We start from the raw sequence: 14,648 nt of genomic DNA, 5'->3' as shown, positions 1-14,648 counted from the left end.
GTCACACCGGCGCGCGACCTTCCGCGGTCATTTCCGCAGCCGGAAGCGCCGTCTCTTCGTCAGTCGCTTCAGGAACAAGCGGCGGCGACTTACGTTCTGGAAACACACCGAATTCGCCCGCCACCTCCTGGAGCGGCTTCTGCTTGTCGGCCCAGTGCAGGGCCGTATAGTCGAAACCGTGCACGATGGTGGGTTTGACGACTTCGAAATAGGGCGAGATGTCGAAATCGCGAGGCATGTAGAGCGAAGAATCGCGGATATGCAGGATCTCGCGGCGCGCCTTGCGGCTGGCGGCGCGCGTGATCTTGGGCAGGATCGGATAGCGCACGGCGTCGAACGCCTGCGCGATCAGCGCCGAGCAGATGATCTTGGTCGGATCGCCGGAGCCGAACGCGATCATGCGGCGGCGCCAGCGCTGCGGGATCGGCAGCGGAAACAGATAGCGCGCGAGATCGACGATGTTCTTGGTGTCGTAGCCGAAGCCGATGCGGTTGATGGCGTAGCGGCACACCGTGGTGCGGTCCTCGAACGACAGTCCGACCGGACGGCAGAGGCGGGTGTGGTAGGCGAGATATTTCGACAGCGGCGCGGAGGTCACGCCTTCGCCGATATTGGCCTCGATCAGCACATGCTGTTCGCCGTCAGGCTCGAACGCGCCGTCGATCGGCCCGACAAACAGCGCGGCGTGCGACCAGGTCGACTGCGTGAGGTATTTGATGATGCCGGAAATCCGGTTGTTGCCTTCGACCAGCAGCACGTCGCCGGGCTGCATGATGCTCCGCAGATGGTCCGGGTCGCTCGGCGTGAACGGCTCGTAACCGGGGACTTCCTTCTGCAGGTACCCCGCGATCCATTTACCGACGGTATCGAGCATTACGCCCATGGATTTCCCCCAGCGGTTCTATGACCGCTTGTGTTTCACTTAATCATGGTCGCAAGCTGTTGCAATTTAGTTCATGCCATCGGCGGATCAATCATGATTGATTTACCGTGATGGTTGCTGCGGTCGGTGAGATGCGGCACAGTTCGCGAAGCGTTCCCGTTCTCCGCAAGTCCCCGGAAACCATGCCAGAAGCTATGTCATGACCGTGACCCGCCGCGATTTCCTGTCGGCGTCCGCAGCCTTCGCGCTGGTGCCTGCGCTGGGCGGCCGGGTGCTTGCGGCGCCGCCGCCGCGCGAGGCCGACATCGTCGTGATCGGCGCAGGGGCCGCAGGCATTGCCGCGGCGCGACGGATCGTTGCCGCCAACCGCAAGGTGATCGTGGTGGAGGCGGCGGGCCAGGTCGGCGGTCGCTGCCAGACCGATGCATCGACATTCGGCGTGCCGTTCGACCGCGGCGCGCGCTGGATGCACAATCCCGAGACCAATCCGATGATCCGGCTGGCCCGCTCCGCGGGCCTCGACATCGTCACGGCGCCTGCGGGGCAGAAGATTCGCATCGGCCGGCGCTATGCCCGCCCCGGCGAGACCGAGGAGTTTTTGGCGGCGCTGGTGCGCGCCAATCGCGCCATCGACGACGCTGGGCGCAAGGCCGATATCGCCTGCGCCGCTGCGATGCCGAAGGATCTCGGCGATTGGGCCGGCACCGCGGAATTCCTGCTCGGGCCCAATTTCTGCGGCAAGGATCTGAAGGATCTCTCCGCCGTCGACAAGGTGCGCGCGCAGGATCGCAACACCGCGATCGCTTGCCGGCAGGGGCTCGGCGCGCTGATCGCAAAGCTCGGCGAAGGACTGCCGCTGGCGCTGTCGACGCCGGCGCAGCGTATCCTGTGGAGCAATCGCGACGTCATGGTCGAGACGCCCTCCGGCAAGATCACCGCGCGCGCCGCCATCGTCACGGTGTCGAGCAACGTGCTCGCGAGCGGCAATATCAAATTCGCGCCGGAGCTTCCGAAGCGCGCGCTCGATGCCGCCGCCAAGCTCAGCCTCGGCAGCTACGATCGCATCGCGCTGCAGATCCCCGGCAATCCGCTCGGACTGTCGCGCGATGACGTCATCATCGAGCAGAGCAATTCGACCAAGACGGCGCTGCTCTACGGCAATATTGCAGGCTCCTCGCTGTGTACGATCGACGTCGCAGGCTCGTTCGGCCGCGACCTGTCGGCGCAGGGCGAGCAGGCGATGTCGGCTTTCGCAGTGGGATGGCTGACCAAGCTCTATGGCAGCGAGGTCGGCGCCGCCGTGAAGAAGACCAGCGCGACGCGCTGGAATGCGCAGCCCTTCATTATGGGCGCGATGTCGGCTGCTGCACCCGGCGCACAATTCTCGCGCCGAATCCTGGCCGAGCCGATCGGCGCGATGTATCTCGCGGGCGAGGCCACCCATGAGACGCTGTGGGGCACCATCGACGGCGCCTGGGACAGCGGCGAGCGCGCCGCCGACGCCGCGCTGCGCAGGATCGGCGGGGCGAAGGAAGCGACACCGGCGCCCGCAGCGCCCGCCGCAAAACACAAGCGCCGCACGTCGCCTCGCTCCGGGGCGATGAATTGACGGTCGGGTGAGGTGACGGTTGAGCGCGGCCGGCCTTACCGTCGTGTGTGCGATGATTTGATTTGGTGGCGAGTGCTGCCGCACGACAGATGTCGTCCCTGCGAAAGCACTAGCGTGTCTACACGGTTTTGGGGCGCGACAGATTGACTCGGTGCAGCAAGAAGTGGCGTCTCTGCAGCATGTTGTATGATTCTCTCACTGGCGCTTTGATTCGAAGGAGCGCCAGCGATGCAGCCGGATTTGTCTTTGGGTGAGTTCGGGGACGTTCGTCTCGACAAAAGGGGGCGACGCTTCTCCGGGCTATGCTTTGCACGCGCAGCGTCTGCTTGCGCCAGATGGCCCGGGGCGATTGGGCTGCCAATATGACGTTCTGGCGGTTTGTGAACAACCCCCAAGTCACGATCGATAAATTGATTGAGGGCTGGAACACGCAGACGCGGACTGCGGTCAGCGGGCGTCATGTGCTGGCGATCCAGGATACGAGCGAGGTCAAGTTCCAGACCCAGGCGGGACGGCGGCGCGGGCTGGGCAAAGTCGGCAAGGGCAATGCTCGCGGCGTGCTGTTGCATGCGATGATGGCGGTGGATGCCGACAGCGGGGTCTGTCTTGGCCTTACTGGCGGCAACGTTTGGACGCGCAAAGGCAAGGTAAAAATCCCGCATGAGCGGCGCGCCTTGGCCGACAAGGAGTCGGCGCGCTGGGTGACGGCCGCCGAGCAAGGCCGCGACGTCCTGGCAGATGCCCGCATGATCACCGTCGTCAACGACCGCGAGGGGGATTTCTTTGCTCACTGGGCGCTGACGCCAGCTGAGAATGTCCATCTTCTGTCGCGTGCCATGCACGACCATGCGCTGGTCGATGGCGACACACTTTATCAGGCGGTCGAGCGGAGCCGCTTCTGCGACAACGCGGTGATCGATCTGCCGCAGCGAATGGATCGGCGCGGCCGGCAGGCCCATCTCTCGATGCGCTTCGGAACCGTCGTGCTCAAGCGGCCGCAGAGGCCCGGCGTCACCGACTTGGCGGAGGGCATCAAACTCAGCTTCGTAGAAGTGGTCGAGTTGCATCCGCCGAGAGGTGCGGAGCCCATTCGCTGGCTGCTCCTGACCACTCATCCGGTCGCCACCGTTAAAGACGCCTGGCAGATCGTCTCCTGGTACCGCCAGCGCTGGATCATTGAGCAACTCTTTCGCTCGCTGAAGAGCCAGGGTTTGCGCATCGAGGATAGTCAGATCGAGAGCGCCGAAGGCCTGATCAAGCTCGTGGCGGTCGCCACCAGAGCGGCATGTATCGTCATTCAACTCGTTCAGGCCCGCAACAGTGGCGAAGAATTGCCGGCTGAATTTGTCTTCACCGCAGAAGAGATCGAGACGCTCAGGGCCATCAACAAAACCATGAAAGGTCGCACCGAGCTTCAGAAAAACCACCATCGCCCCAACACTCTTGCTTGGGCGGCATGGATCATCGCAAAACTCGGCGGATGGACCGGCTACGCCTCCCACCGTCCACCTGGACCAATCACCTTCCACACCGGAATGGCCCGCTTCCAAATCCTCGCAAATGGCCCGACAAACGTGTAGATGCACTAGTGCTTTCGCAGGGACGGCACCGAGTATGTTGCGCAGCAGGTGGTCATGAATCCGCATTCTCGCGACATGATTTGTCCGATCACACCGGCAGCTTCAGCTCCATTAGATCCTTGGCCACCACGATGCGGCCGGAATAGTTCTTCTTCACGTCCCTCGTCCAGTCATCGTCGGTGACCTGCCGATCGTCGCCGGGGACGAAGTGACTGAGCACCAGCGTCTTCACGCCGGCGGCGGCTGCGATGCGGCCGACGTCCTCGGTCGAGGTGTGGCTGTCGAGCAGATGCTTCTTCAGCGTGGCGCCGTTCTTGGTCGTGGCGACCAGGCGATCGACCGCGGGGACATAGAGACATTCGTGCACCAGCACGTCGACGCCCTTGGCAAATTCGGCGAGCTTCGGGTTGTAGGCGGTGTCGCTGGAGAACACGATGGTGCCGTCCGGGGTCTCGAACTTGTAGGCGAAGTTATCCGTGATCGGCGGATGCGGCGTGCGGAACGCGGTCACGGTGACGTCCGATGTCTTCAGCACCACACCGTCGTCCCTGATGTCTTTCGCGATCAGCAGCTTGCGCGGGTCCGGGCGGCCTTCGTCCTCGATCCGGGTCTCGACGTCGAACTTGTTCAGCTCCCAATATTCCTTGGTCATCGCCTCGATGCCCTTGGGGCCGAACGAATGGATCGGCGTCGAGAGGCCGGCCGCCCAGGCGTTGTAGAACAGATTGCCGTATTCCAGATTGTGATCGGAATGATGATGGCTGATGAAGATGTACTTGACCTGCGGGATCGGCACGCCCGCGCGCACAAGCTGGCGGCTGACGCCCATGCCGCAATCGATCACGAACGGGGTATCGTTGACGACGACGAGATTGGCAGGGTTCGAAGCGCCGTTGCCGACGCGCGGCCCGCCCTTGGTGCCGAGGAACACGATGCGGGTCCGCGCCTTGTCGGTTTGCGCGCGCACGCCCGGTGCCGCGAGCACGGCGGCGCTGCCGAGCGCCAGTTTCAATGCGTTGCGGCGATCGATCATCGGTGTCTCCCTGGTCTCTTTTTTGTGCTGCGACCCTAGCCGCCGCGCAGGATGCCATCAAGCGCCGGCAGGCCGACGATGACGGCAGCCGCGATCAGCGCGTAGCAGATCGCGCGAAACACATTTTCGCTCGCCTTGCCGAACAGCGCGGCGCCGAACCAGACTCCGATGCCGTAGATCGGGCCGACGATCAGCGAGAACTTGACCGATTCGATCGTGATCAGGCCGGTGAACCAGTAGCTGACCAGCGAGAAGAAGTCCGAGGCACCGAAGAACAGCACGATATTGGCGCGCGAGATCACCGACGAGATCGGGCGGCCCAGCCAGTAGGCGACGATCGGCGGGCCGCCGGTCTGCGCGAGGCCGCTGCAGAAGCCGGAGAGGCCGCCGACGCCGACGGAGAGGGCGACGTGCTCCTTGCCGTGATAGCGCCAGCCCGACAGCAGCAGTGCGAGCAGCACCGCGACGAAGCAGGAGATGATCCAGCGCGTCGTGACAGGCTCGAGCACGGTCAGGAAATAGGTGCCGATGGGGACGCCGACCAGCGCGCCGGCGACCATGACCGCGGTCGCCTTGCGGTCGGCGTGGGTCCAGGCGTTCGGCAGCAGCGGCGTGGCGGCGATGAAGTCGATGACGAGCAGCAGCGCCGCCACCAGCCGCGGCGCCGCGACGCTGCTCGCGAGCGGCATGAAGATCAGCGCCGAGCCGAAGCCCGAGAAGCCGCGCGCCGTGCCCGACACGAAGGCGATCGCGCAAATCGCGAGCGCGATGCTGGTCGAGATGTCGGAGGGGATCAGGCTGAAGGAGGTCATGAAAGGATAACGAGATTCGACTAGCTGGCTGGCAACTCAAAGCGCCCCTACTCAGACCCGTCATCCCCGCGCAAAGGTTTCGCCTTTGTCGCTGGAGGTGCGAGCAGAGCGAGCCTCGAAGGATGCACGGCCACAGGCGGGGCCGTCGACCCTTCGAGACGGCCGCTACGCGGCCTCCTCAGGGTGACGGTGCAATAGACCGCCTGTGGTTCACATCACCCGCGCAGCGTGCCGCCGGTCTTCTTGGTCACATCGGCGACGACCTTGGCGGCGACCGCGTCGATCTCCTGGTCGGTCATGGTCTTCTCGCGCGGCTGGATCGTCACCGCGATCGCGATCGACTTCTTGTCGGGGTCGATGCCCTTGCCTTCGTAGACGTCGAACACGGTCACATCAGTGATCAGCTTCTTGTCGACATTCTGCGCCGCGCGGACGATGTCGCCCGCCTTGACGCTGCGATCGACGATGAAGGCGAAGTCGCGCGACACCGGCTGGAATGCCGAGAGCTCCAGCACCGGCTTGGCGCGCGTCGCCCGCTGCTTGCCTTGCGGGATGCGCTCGAGGATCACCTCGAACACGATCATCGGGCCGTCGGCGCCGAGCGCCTCGGCCGCACGCGGATGCAGCTCGCCGAAAGTGCCGAGCACGTTCTGCGGGCCGATCTGGATGGTGCCGGAGCGCCCCGGATGCAGCCAGGCCGGACCGCCGGGGACGATCTGCAGCGCCTGCATCGGCGCGCCGGCGGCCGCCAGCACGGCGAAGGCGTCGGCCTTGGCATCCATCGCATCCGCCGCAGCCGAGCCGGCCCAGTGCCGCCCGATCCCCTTCGACGAGGCGAAGCCATGGCGCACGCCGGAGGCGGCGACCAACTGGTCCTCCGGGCGGTCGCCGCGGAACACCTGGCCGACCTCGAACAGTGCCACATCGGGATAGCCACGATTGATGTTGGCCTGAACCGCCGCGACGAGGCCCGGCAGCAGGCTCGGCCGCATGTCGGAAAGATCGGCCGCGATCGGGTTGGCAAGCACGAGCTCGCTCTGGCCGCCGCCGAACAGTTTTGCCGCGTCATTGGTGATGAACGACCAGGTCACGGCTTCCACCATGCCGCGCACGCCGAGCGCGCGCTTGGCACGGCGGGTGCGCAGCTGCATCGGCGTCAGCACCGGCTTGCGCGGCTCCTCGCCGCGCTCGAACGGCGTCATCGGCACCTTGTCGACGCCGACGATGCGCACGATCTCCTCGACGATGTCGGCCTTGCCGTGCACGTCGGTGCGCCAGGACGGGATCGCGATCTTCACCACGGGGCCGTTGCCGGCCAGCATGAAGCCGAGCCGGGTGAGGATCAGCTTCACCTCGACCAGCGGCACCTCGATGCCGGCGAGGCGCTTCACTTCACTGAGCGGGAAGTCGATGACGCGATCCTCGCCGAACTGCTTGCCGACCACGACGTTCTCGGACGGCGTGCCGCCGCACAGCGCCAGCACCAGCTTGGTCGCGAGCTCGAGCCCGGGCACCATGAAGGCCGGATCGACGCCGCGCTCGAAGCGATAGCGCGCGTCCGAATTGATGCCGAGCTTCCGGCCGGTCTGCGCGATGTTGATCTCGTTCCAGAGCGCCGATTCGATCAGCACGTCGGTGGTGTTGTCGTCGCAGCCCGAGGCTTCGCCGCCCATGATGCCGGCGAGCGATTCGACGCCGTGCTCGTCGGCGATCACGCAGATGTTGCTGTCGAGCGTATAGGTGCGGCCGTCGAGCGCGAGCAGCGTCTCGCCGTCCTTGGCGCGGCGGACGGTGAGGTTGCCCTGCACCTTCTTGGCGTCGAACACGTGCAGCGGGCGGGCGCGGTCGTAGGTCATGAAGTTGGTGATGTCGACCAGCGCGTTGATCGGGCGCAGGCCGATCGAGGTCAGCCGCTTCTGCAGCCATTCCGGCGACGGGCCGTTCTTCACGCCGCGCACCAGCCGCAGCGCGAAGCCCGGACACAGCGTGGCGTCTTCCACCTTCACCTCGACCGGGCAGGGGAATTCGCCCTTGATCGGCCTGATGCCGGGGTCTTTGAACTTGCCCATGTCGGCGGCGGACAGATCGCGCGCGATGCCGTGCACGCCGGTGCAGTCCTGCCGGTTCGGCGTCAAATTGATCTCGATGGTGGGATCGCCGAGCCCGGCCCAGTCGGCATAGCCCTTGCCGAGCGGCGCGTCCGCCGGCAGCTCCATGATGCCGTCGTGATCCTCGGAGATCTGCAATTCCGCCGCCGAGCACAGCATGCCGCGGCTCTCGACGCCTCTGATAGTGCCGACGCCGAGGGTGATGTTCTTGCCGGGGATGTAGGTGCCGGGCGGCGAGAACACGCTGATCAGCCCGGCTCGCGCATTCGGCGCGCCGCACACCACCTGCACCGGCTCAGCCCCGTCGCCGGTGTCGACCATGCACACGCGCAGCCGGTCCGCATTCGGATGCTGCTCGGCCGAGATCACGCGCGCGATGGTGAACGGCGCGAGCGCCTTCGCCTTGTCCTCGATGTTCTCGACTTCGAGCCCGATCATGGTGAGCTTGTCAGCGAGCTTGTCGAGCGGCTCGTCGGTCTCGAGATGTTCCTTCAGCCAGGAGAGGGTGAACTTCACGGCTGCATGCCTCGGTTCTTGTTGGTGTTGACTAGCGTGCTTGCGACGGCGGCAGGGCTCCCTCCCCCTTTGCGGGGGAGGATTGGGGAGAGGCGTAAGCCACTTGCTCGGAAGGACGTTGCGCTGTCGGAGAGAGCGCGACGTAGGTCAAGGAGAACCTGACTCACGTACTCAGCCCTCCCGCGATCGACGGGATGTCGAGCGGCTTGAAGCCGTAGTGGCTGAGCCAGCGCACGTCGCTGTCGAACAATTGGCGCAGGTCGGCGATGCCGTATTTCAGCATCGCGATGCGGTCGATGCCCATGCCCCAGGCAAAACCCTGGTAGACGTCGGGATCGAGGCCGCAGGCGCGCAGCACGTTGGGGTGCACCATGCCGCAGCCGAGAATCTCCAGCCAGTCCTCGCCCTCGCCGAAGCGGATCTCGCCCTTGTCGCGGCGGCACTGGATGTCGACCTCGAGCGACGGCTCGGTGAACGGGAAGAACGACGGCCGGAGCCGCATGTTGATGTGGTCGACCTCGAAGAACGCCTTGCAGAACTCGTGCAGGATCCATTTGAGGTGGCCGAGATGCGAACCCTTGTCGATCACGAGGCCCTCGACCTGATGGAATTGCGGCGTGTGCGTCGCGTCGGAATCGATGCGATAGGTGCGGCCCGGGCAGATCACGCGGATCGGCGGCTGCTGGGTCAGCATGGTGCGCACCTGCACCGGCGAGGTGTGGGTCCGCAGCAGCATGCGCGAGCCGTCCTCCTTCGGGTTGAAGAAGAAGGTGTCGTGCATCTCGCGCGCCGGATGGCCTTCGGGGAAGTTCAGCTTGGTGAAGTTGTAGTCGTCGGTCTCGATGTCGGGACCTTCGGCGACCGCAAAGCCCATGTCGGCGAAGATCGTGGTGAGTTCGTCCCAGACCTGGCTCAACGGATGGATGCGGCCGGTCTCCGCCGGCGCCTCGCGCAGCGGCAGCGTGACGTCGATGGTCTCGGCGGCGAGGCGCGCATCGAGCGCGGCCGCTTTCAGCACGTCGCGCCTGGCCGCGAGCGCCTGCGTCACCGCATCCTTGGCGAGGTTGATCTTCGCGCCTTCGGTCTTGCGCTCCTCCGGCGACATCTTGCCGAGGGTGGCGAGCAAGGCCGAGATCGAGCCCTTCTTGCCGAGCGCCGAGACGCGGACCGCCTCGAGGGCGGCCTCGTCAGCGGCTGAGGCGATCTGGTCGAGGATGGATTGTTCGAGCGTTGCGAGGTCGGACACGGTCAATTCCTGCGCTTGAGCGGAGCATGATCCGGTGGGAAGAACCGCTACCCGAACCGGTACCATGCGCCAAAATTCGGCTGGGTTGTCGCCGCCCGAAGGCGGTAACGTCAAGCGAAAAGCCGGTCATTTCGAGCCGGTGGCCGGCAGCATTGAACCCCGCGCGGAGGCCGGGCTACCCAAGGGGAGTTCAAGGAGGCCCACGCGATGTTGCTGCGATCTTGCCTGGCCGTGCCGGCGGTGCTGTTGATGCTCACCACGGCGCATGCCGCGACCGAGGAATGTCCCGCCAAATCGACCCAGATGGACGACATCATCGCGGAGCTTCAGAAGGCGCCGAGCTGCAACCGCGCGATGAAGATCTTCGAGGCGTGCGAATACGGCGCCAGCGGAGACGTCCAGTTCGGCGCCGTGGTCGAGAAGAGGTGCGAGGGGGACTTCCTGTCCGGCCTCGGAGCGTCGCAGAAGAAGGCCTATGCCGGCCAGCTCAAGCGCTGCGACCACAAATACGACCACGAAAGCGGCACCATGTACCGCTCGTTCACGGCGTTCTGCCGGGCGATCGTCGCCCAGCGCTATTCGCAGAAGGCGCTGAAGGCGGGCCCCAAATCGCGTTAGGGCCGCCCCGCCAGGATTCAGGCGGCCAGCGCGGCCTTGGCCTTCTCGGCGATCGCCTGGAACGCAACCGGCTCGTGGATCGCGAGATCCGACAGCACCTTGCGGTCGACGACGACGCCCGACTTGGAGAGGCCGTTGATAAACACGCTGTAGGTCATGCCGAACGGACGGACCGCGGCGTTGATGCGCTGGATCCAGAGCGCGCGGAAGGTGCGCTTCTTGCGCTTGCGGTCGCGGAAGGCGTACTGGCCGGCCTTTTCGACGGCCTGCTTGGCGACGCGGATGGTGTTCTTGCGGCGGCCGTAATAGCCCTTGGCGGCCTTGTAGACTTTCTTGTGCTTGGCGTGAGCGGTCACACCGCGTTTGACGCGAGACATGACGGAAATCCTTGATCTGGAAGAGGTGACGGGGCGCCGCGCAGTCGCGGCGAGGGTTCAAGCGATCGGTGCGATCAGGCGTTCGGCAAGAAGTACTTCTTGACGTTGTCGCCGTCGGTCTTGAACAGCACGCGGGTGCCGCGGAGCTGACGGATTTGCTTCTTCGTCCGCTTGATCATGCCGTGGCGCTTGCCGCGCTGGGCGTGCATGACTTTGCCAGTGGCGGTCACCTTGAAGCGCTTTTTAGCGCCCGACTTGGTCTTCAACTTGGGCATTTGGCTCTCCTGTCGCACAGCACGAAAATCGCCCCGAGAGGCGTCCGGCCGGCTAAAATGCTCGTTAGAGCGTTGAAAGTGCTAAGGTTTTTTCCGAATTGAAAGAACCTGCACCAGACGTCGCCACGGCAGCCCTTGATCAGCCGGGCGGCGAAGGCCCGGCTTATGACAGAGGATCGGCGGTTTTGCAACGTTTGCGGCGCGAAATCGGGGTCGGAACCGTCTTCCCCTTCCCCCTGAAAGGGGGAAGGTCGGGATGGGGGTCAGCCGCAAGCGATCCCGTCTGCGGGGGCACCAGATCCCCACCCGCTTTGCTCGGCGAGCAAAGCGACCTCCCCTTTTCAAGGGGAGGTGGATCCGGGCTACGGAAACGAAACAGCCCGCCAGATCGCCTGACGGGCCATTTCATTTCAACAAAGCGACAAATTCGAACTAGCGTGGCGCCAGAACCATCACGACCTGGCGGCCCTCGAACTTCGCGTCCTGCTCGACCTTGGCGAATTCGGCGACGTCGGCCTTCACCTTGTCCAGCAGCTTGGTGCCGATCTCCTGGTGCGCCATCTCACGACCGCGGTAGCGCAAGGTGATCTTGACCTTGTCGCCTTCCTCGAAGAAGCGCTGCATCGCGCGCATCTTCACGTCATAGTCGTGATCGTCGATCATCGGGCGGAGCTTGATCTCCTTGATCTCGACGACCTTCTGCTTCTTGCGAGCTTCGGCAGCCTTCTTCTGCGCGGAATACTTGTACTTCCCGTAGTCCATGATCTTGCAGACGGGAGGGCTGGTATTCGGCGAAATCTCGACGAGATCCATGCCGGCTTCCATGGCCATCTTGATGGCCACCATGGTTTCGACGGTGCCCTGATTGACACCCTCCGCATCGATCAGCTGGATCTGTGCGTTGCGAATCTCGTCATTGGTGCGCGGCCCTTCTTTGGCGACTGTGGGCGGGGCTCTATTGGGACGGCGAATGGGTAACTCTCCAAAGTTGTGAAAGGGAAGGCGGATATTTTGAAGCAAGATGCTGCAACGGGCAAGCGAACTCGCTTCTTAAGCGGCAAAACCGCCAATTGCGAGGCATTTTGGCCACGCCCGGCACATATAGCGGGCTCGTCTGCTCCGCAAGGCAGGGGTCGCAGCCGTTGACCGGTGCCGCGCGACAATTGAAAAGCAGATGCCTGACACGCGAGTGACCGAACCATGAGCCAAACCGCCGCATCGGAACAGGAACCTGCCTTCATCGAGGTCGGCGAGGGCAGCGAGGCGCGCCGGATCGCGGTGCGGGCCCGTGCCGGCAGCAATCCCGGGCTGTTCTGGCTCGGCGGCTTCAAGTCCGACATGGCCGGCACCAAGGCGCTGGCGCTCGATGCGTGGGCGGCCGAGCACGGCCGCGGCTGCGTCAGGTTCGACTATTCCGGCCACGGCGAATCCGGCGGCGATTTCGCCGACGGCACCATCGGCCGCTGGCTCGAGGAGAGCGTGGCCGTGTTCTCGCAGTTCTGCAGTGGGCCGCAGGTCGTGATCGGGTCCTCGATGGGCGGCTGGATGGCGCTGCTGCTCGCACGCGAGATTGCCAGGCGCGGGAACGGGAAGGCACAGCTCGCCGGCCTCGTGCTGATCGCGCCGGCGCCCGACTTCACCGAGGAGCTGATGTGGAAGGCCTTCTCGCCGGAGGTCCGCGCCGAGATCGAGGCCAAGGGCATGTGGCTGCGTCCGTCCGACTATGGCGACGGCACGCCCTATCCGATCACACGCAATCTGATCGAGGAGGGCCGCAAACATTTGCTGCTCGGAAGCAAGATCGACGTCGGCTGCCCGGTGCGCATCCTGCAGGGCGCGCAGGATCCCGACGTGCCGTGGAAGCACGCCTTCGCGCTGGTGCACCGCCTGCCGGCTGAAGATGTCGTGCTCACCATGATCCAGGACGGCGACCACCGCTTGTCGCGTCCGCAGGACATCGCCCGCATCATCGCCGCGGTGGCGGAGATCGGCTAAGCTTTTTTCCTTCTCCCCTTGTGGGAGAAGGTGGCGCGGACGATGTCCGCGCCGGATGAGGGGTTCTCTCCGCGGACACAGACCCCTCACCCGTCTCGAATGAGCTCTCGCTCATTCGATCCACCCTCTGCCACAAGGGGAGAGGGAAGAAGAAGCGAGGAGCCGGGAGAGACTACCAATGGACACGACAACAATGCTGCGCGCGTTCTGCGACGCGGTCGAACAGCGCAACGGCAAGGCCTTCGCTAGCCTTTTCACCGAGGACGGCGTCTATCACGATGTGTTCTACGGTGCCTTCAAGGGCCACGGCAAAATCGGCGAGATGATCGACGACTGGTTCTACCGGACCGCGACCGATTTCCGCTGGGTGATGCATGATCCCGTGAGCGATGGCACGACGCTCTACGCGCGCTACACGTTCAGCTACCGCTCGACCTTGCCGGAAGCCAAGGGCGCGCGTGCGATGTTCGAGGGCGTCGCGATCATGCGGCTGCGCGACGGCAAGATCACGGAGTACCACGAGGTCGCCAACACCGCGCCGGCCTTCGTCGATTTGAACTTCGCGCCGAAGCGGATCGCCAAGATCGTCGGCAAGCAGGGCGCGGAGCTGAAAGCGCGGCCGGAGATGCAGCGGCATCTGGCTTAGTCTAAGCCTCAATCCCCCCGTCGTCATTCCGGGGCACGCGAAGCGCGAACCCGGAATCCATTTCTCCGTTGGTCTTTACGGCCCGATGGATTCCGGGTTCGATGCTGCGCATCGCCCTCAGGTGCGCAATTGCGCACCGGGGAATGACAATCATGGCGGCGGCGGATTGGTCATCGGCTTGCGCTGGGCGAGCGCGGCCACCGTGGAGGTGCCGATCGGACCCTTCTCGTCATAGAGCCAGCATTCGCCGATCGCGATGCCGTCCGTGGCGTGATGGTTGACCACCTCGAAGCCGATCCAGTTGGTCACCGGCAAGCGATGCAGATAGATCGTGACGTCGCTGTTGATGTAGCCGAGCCCCTGGTCGCCGGCATTGGCGAAGGGGCTGGCGAAATCCGCGCCGGTCGCGACATGGACGAACGGCGTCATCTTCACGCCCGCGACGAGCTCGCGCACCTCGCTCATCCAGAGCCGGCGCTCGCCGAGCGAGCCCATATGGCCGACGATCGGCCGCGTCTCCCATTTGCCGTTCATGCCGAGCCTCGGATCGGTCGGCTTCGGAATGTCTGATGGCGCCGGCACGTTCCAGTTCGGCGGCGACCACACATTGCCGGGGGCATTTTCCGTCCGGCGCAACAATTGGCAGGAGGCGCGCGCCATGCTGGTGCCGCCAGAGACAAACTCGGCCTCGATCATCTTGATGCGCATGCCGTCGCGCACGAGCTTGGTCGTCACCTCGATCGGCGTCGTGATGCTGGGCAGCCGGAACATGTCGACCGTCAGCCGCGCCGGGACGAATTCGTCGGAGCCGTGGCGCTCCTCGATGACGAAGGCGAGGAGGCCGATCACGACGCGGCCGTGCAGGGATTCCGGACTCCACGGTCCGTTCGCAACGGCCGTCGGCATGAAGCCGTCGCCGTGCCTGGTGAAGAAGGGCTGGTTTGTCATGG

General features: G+C 64.7%; 14 protein-coding genes. 5 read left to right on the top strand and 9 right to left on the bottom strand.

Going from position 1 to position 14,648, the window contains the following annotated elements; genetic code table 11:
- Position 1: 1 nt before the first annotated feature.
- Positions 2-883, bottom strand: coding sequence for a YiiX/YebB-like N1pC/P60 family cysteine hydrolase (locus J2R76_RS27550; protein WP_057020373.1), 882 nt, complete (start codon positions 881-883; stop codon positions 2-4).
- Positions 884-1,082: 199 nt separating this feature from the next.
- On the opposite strand from J2R76_RS27550, the gene J2R76_RS27545 reads away from it, so the two are divergent.
- Positions 1,083-2,492 (top strand): NAD(P)/FAD-dependent oxidoreductase, encoded by a 1,410-nt coding sequence (locus J2R76_RS27545; protein WP_076833746.1) that lies wholly within the window; start codon positions 1,083-1,085, stop codon positions 2,490-2,492.
- A gap of 335 nt (positions 2,493-2,827) precedes the next feature.
- A complete protein-coding gene (locus tag J2R76_RS27540) occupies positions 2,828-4,072 on the top strand; it encodes an IS4 family transposase (RefSeq protein ID WP_253626092.1) in 1,245 nt (414 codons plus the stop codon).
- An 88-nt stretch (positions 4,073-4,160) separates the two neighbouring features.
- On the opposite strand, the gene J2R76_RS27535 is transcribed toward J2R76_RS27540, so the two are convergent.
- The 4 genes from J2R76_RS27535 to pheS form a co-directional block, all read right to left on the bottom strand.
- Positions 4,161-5,105 carry an MBL fold metallo-hydrolase gene (locus tag J2R76_RS27535; protein WP_076833748.1) on the bottom strand — a complete coding sequence of 315 codons (945 nt, stop codon included), beginning with the start codon at positions 5,103-5,105 and terminating at the stop codon, positions 4,161-4,163.
- Between the two features lie 35 nt (positions 5,106-5,140).
- On the bottom strand, positions 5,141-5,917 hold the full coding sequence (locus tag J2R76_RS27530; RefSeq protein ID WP_076833750.1) for a sulfite exporter TauE/SafE family protein: 777 nt from the start codon (positions 5,915-5,917) through the stop codon (positions 5,141-5,143).
- A gap of 215 nt (positions 5,918-6,132) precedes the next feature.
- Positions 6,133-8,541, bottom strand: a complete 2,409-nt coding sequence (pheT, locus tag J2R76_RS27525) for a phenylalanine--tRNA ligase subunit beta (protein WP_076833752.1) — start codon at positions 8,539-8,541, stop codon at positions 6,133-6,135.
- Positions 8,542-8,704: 163 nt separating this feature from the next.
- Positions 8,705-9,787, bottom strand: coding sequence for a phenylalanine--tRNA ligase subunit alpha (gene pheS, locus J2R76_RS27520; protein ID WP_253625217.1), 1,083 nt, complete (start codon positions 9,785-9,787; stop codon positions 8,705-8,707).
- A 207-nt stretch (positions 9,788-9,994) separates the two neighbouring features.
- Here pheS and J2R76_RS27515 point away from each other — a divergent pair, with 207 nt between their 5' ends.
- Positions 9,995-10,405 carry a hypothetical protein gene (locus J2R76_RS27515; RefSeq protein ID WP_057020377.1) on the top strand — a complete coding sequence of 137 codons (411 nt, stop codon included), beginning with the start codon at positions 9,995-9,997 and terminating at the stop codon, positions 10,403-10,405.
- A gap of 17 nt (positions 10,406-10,422) precedes the next feature.
- On the opposite strand, the gene rplT is transcribed toward J2R76_RS27515, so the two are convergent.
- From rplT to infC, 3 genes are all read right to left on the bottom strand, one after another.
- Positions 10,423-10,782 (bottom strand): 50S ribosomal protein L20, encoded by a 360-nt coding sequence (gene rplT, locus J2R76_RS27510; RefSeq protein ID WP_018269297.1) that lies wholly within the window; start codon positions 10,780-10,782, stop codon positions 10,423-10,425.
- Between the two features lie 74 nt (positions 10,783-10,856).
- The gene (gene rpmI / locus J2R76_RS27505) at positions 10,857-11,057 is read right to left on the bottom strand and encodes a 50S ribosomal protein L35 (RefSeq protein ID WP_008539890.1); all 201 of its coding nucleotides are present in this window, start codon (positions 11,055-11,057) and stop codon (positions 10,857-10,859) included.
- Positions 11,058-11,489: 432 nt separating this feature from the next.
- On the bottom strand, positions 11,490-12,029 hold the full coding sequence (gene infC / locus J2R76_RS27500; protein ID WP_026192043.1) for a translation initiation factor IF-3: 540 nt from the start codon (positions 12,027-12,029) through the stop codon (positions 11,490-11,492).
- Between the two features lie 228 nt (positions 12,030-12,257).
- On the opposite strand from infC, the gene J2R76_RS27495 reads away from it, so the two are divergent.
- Together J2R76_RS27495 and J2R76_RS27490 are read left to right on the top strand one after the other, a co-directional pair.
- Entirely contained in the window at positions 12,258-13,052 is a 795-nt protein-coding gene (locus tag J2R76_RS27495; RefSeq protein ID WP_076833754.1) for a carboxylesterase, read from the top strand.
- Positions 13,053-13,230: 178 nt separating this feature from the next.
- Positions 13,231-13,698 (top strand): nuclear transport factor 2 family protein, encoded by a 468-nt coding sequence (locus tag J2R76_RS27490; protein ID WP_076833756.1) that lies wholly within the window; start codon positions 13,231-13,233, stop codon positions 13,696-13,698.
- 150 nt (positions 13,699-13,848) lie between these two features.
- Here J2R76_RS27490 and J2R76_RS27485 read toward each other — a convergent pair whose 3' ends face one another.
- Positions 13,849-14,646 carry an acyl-CoA thioesterase domain-containing protein gene (locus tag J2R76_RS27485; protein WP_057020380.1) on the bottom strand — a complete coding sequence of 266 codons (798 nt, stop codon included), beginning with the start codon at positions 14,644-14,646 and terminating at the stop codon, positions 13,849-13,851.
- Positions 14,647-14,648: the final 2 nt, after the last annotated feature.

The organism is Bradyrhizobium sp. USDA 4532, from assembly GCF_024171315.1.
GTDB lineage: Bacteria > Pseudomonadota > Alphaproteobacteria > Rhizobiales > Xanthobacteraceae > Bradyrhizobium > Bradyrhizobium australafricanum.
This window is presented reverse-complemented; position numbering and strand designations above follow the sequence as displayed.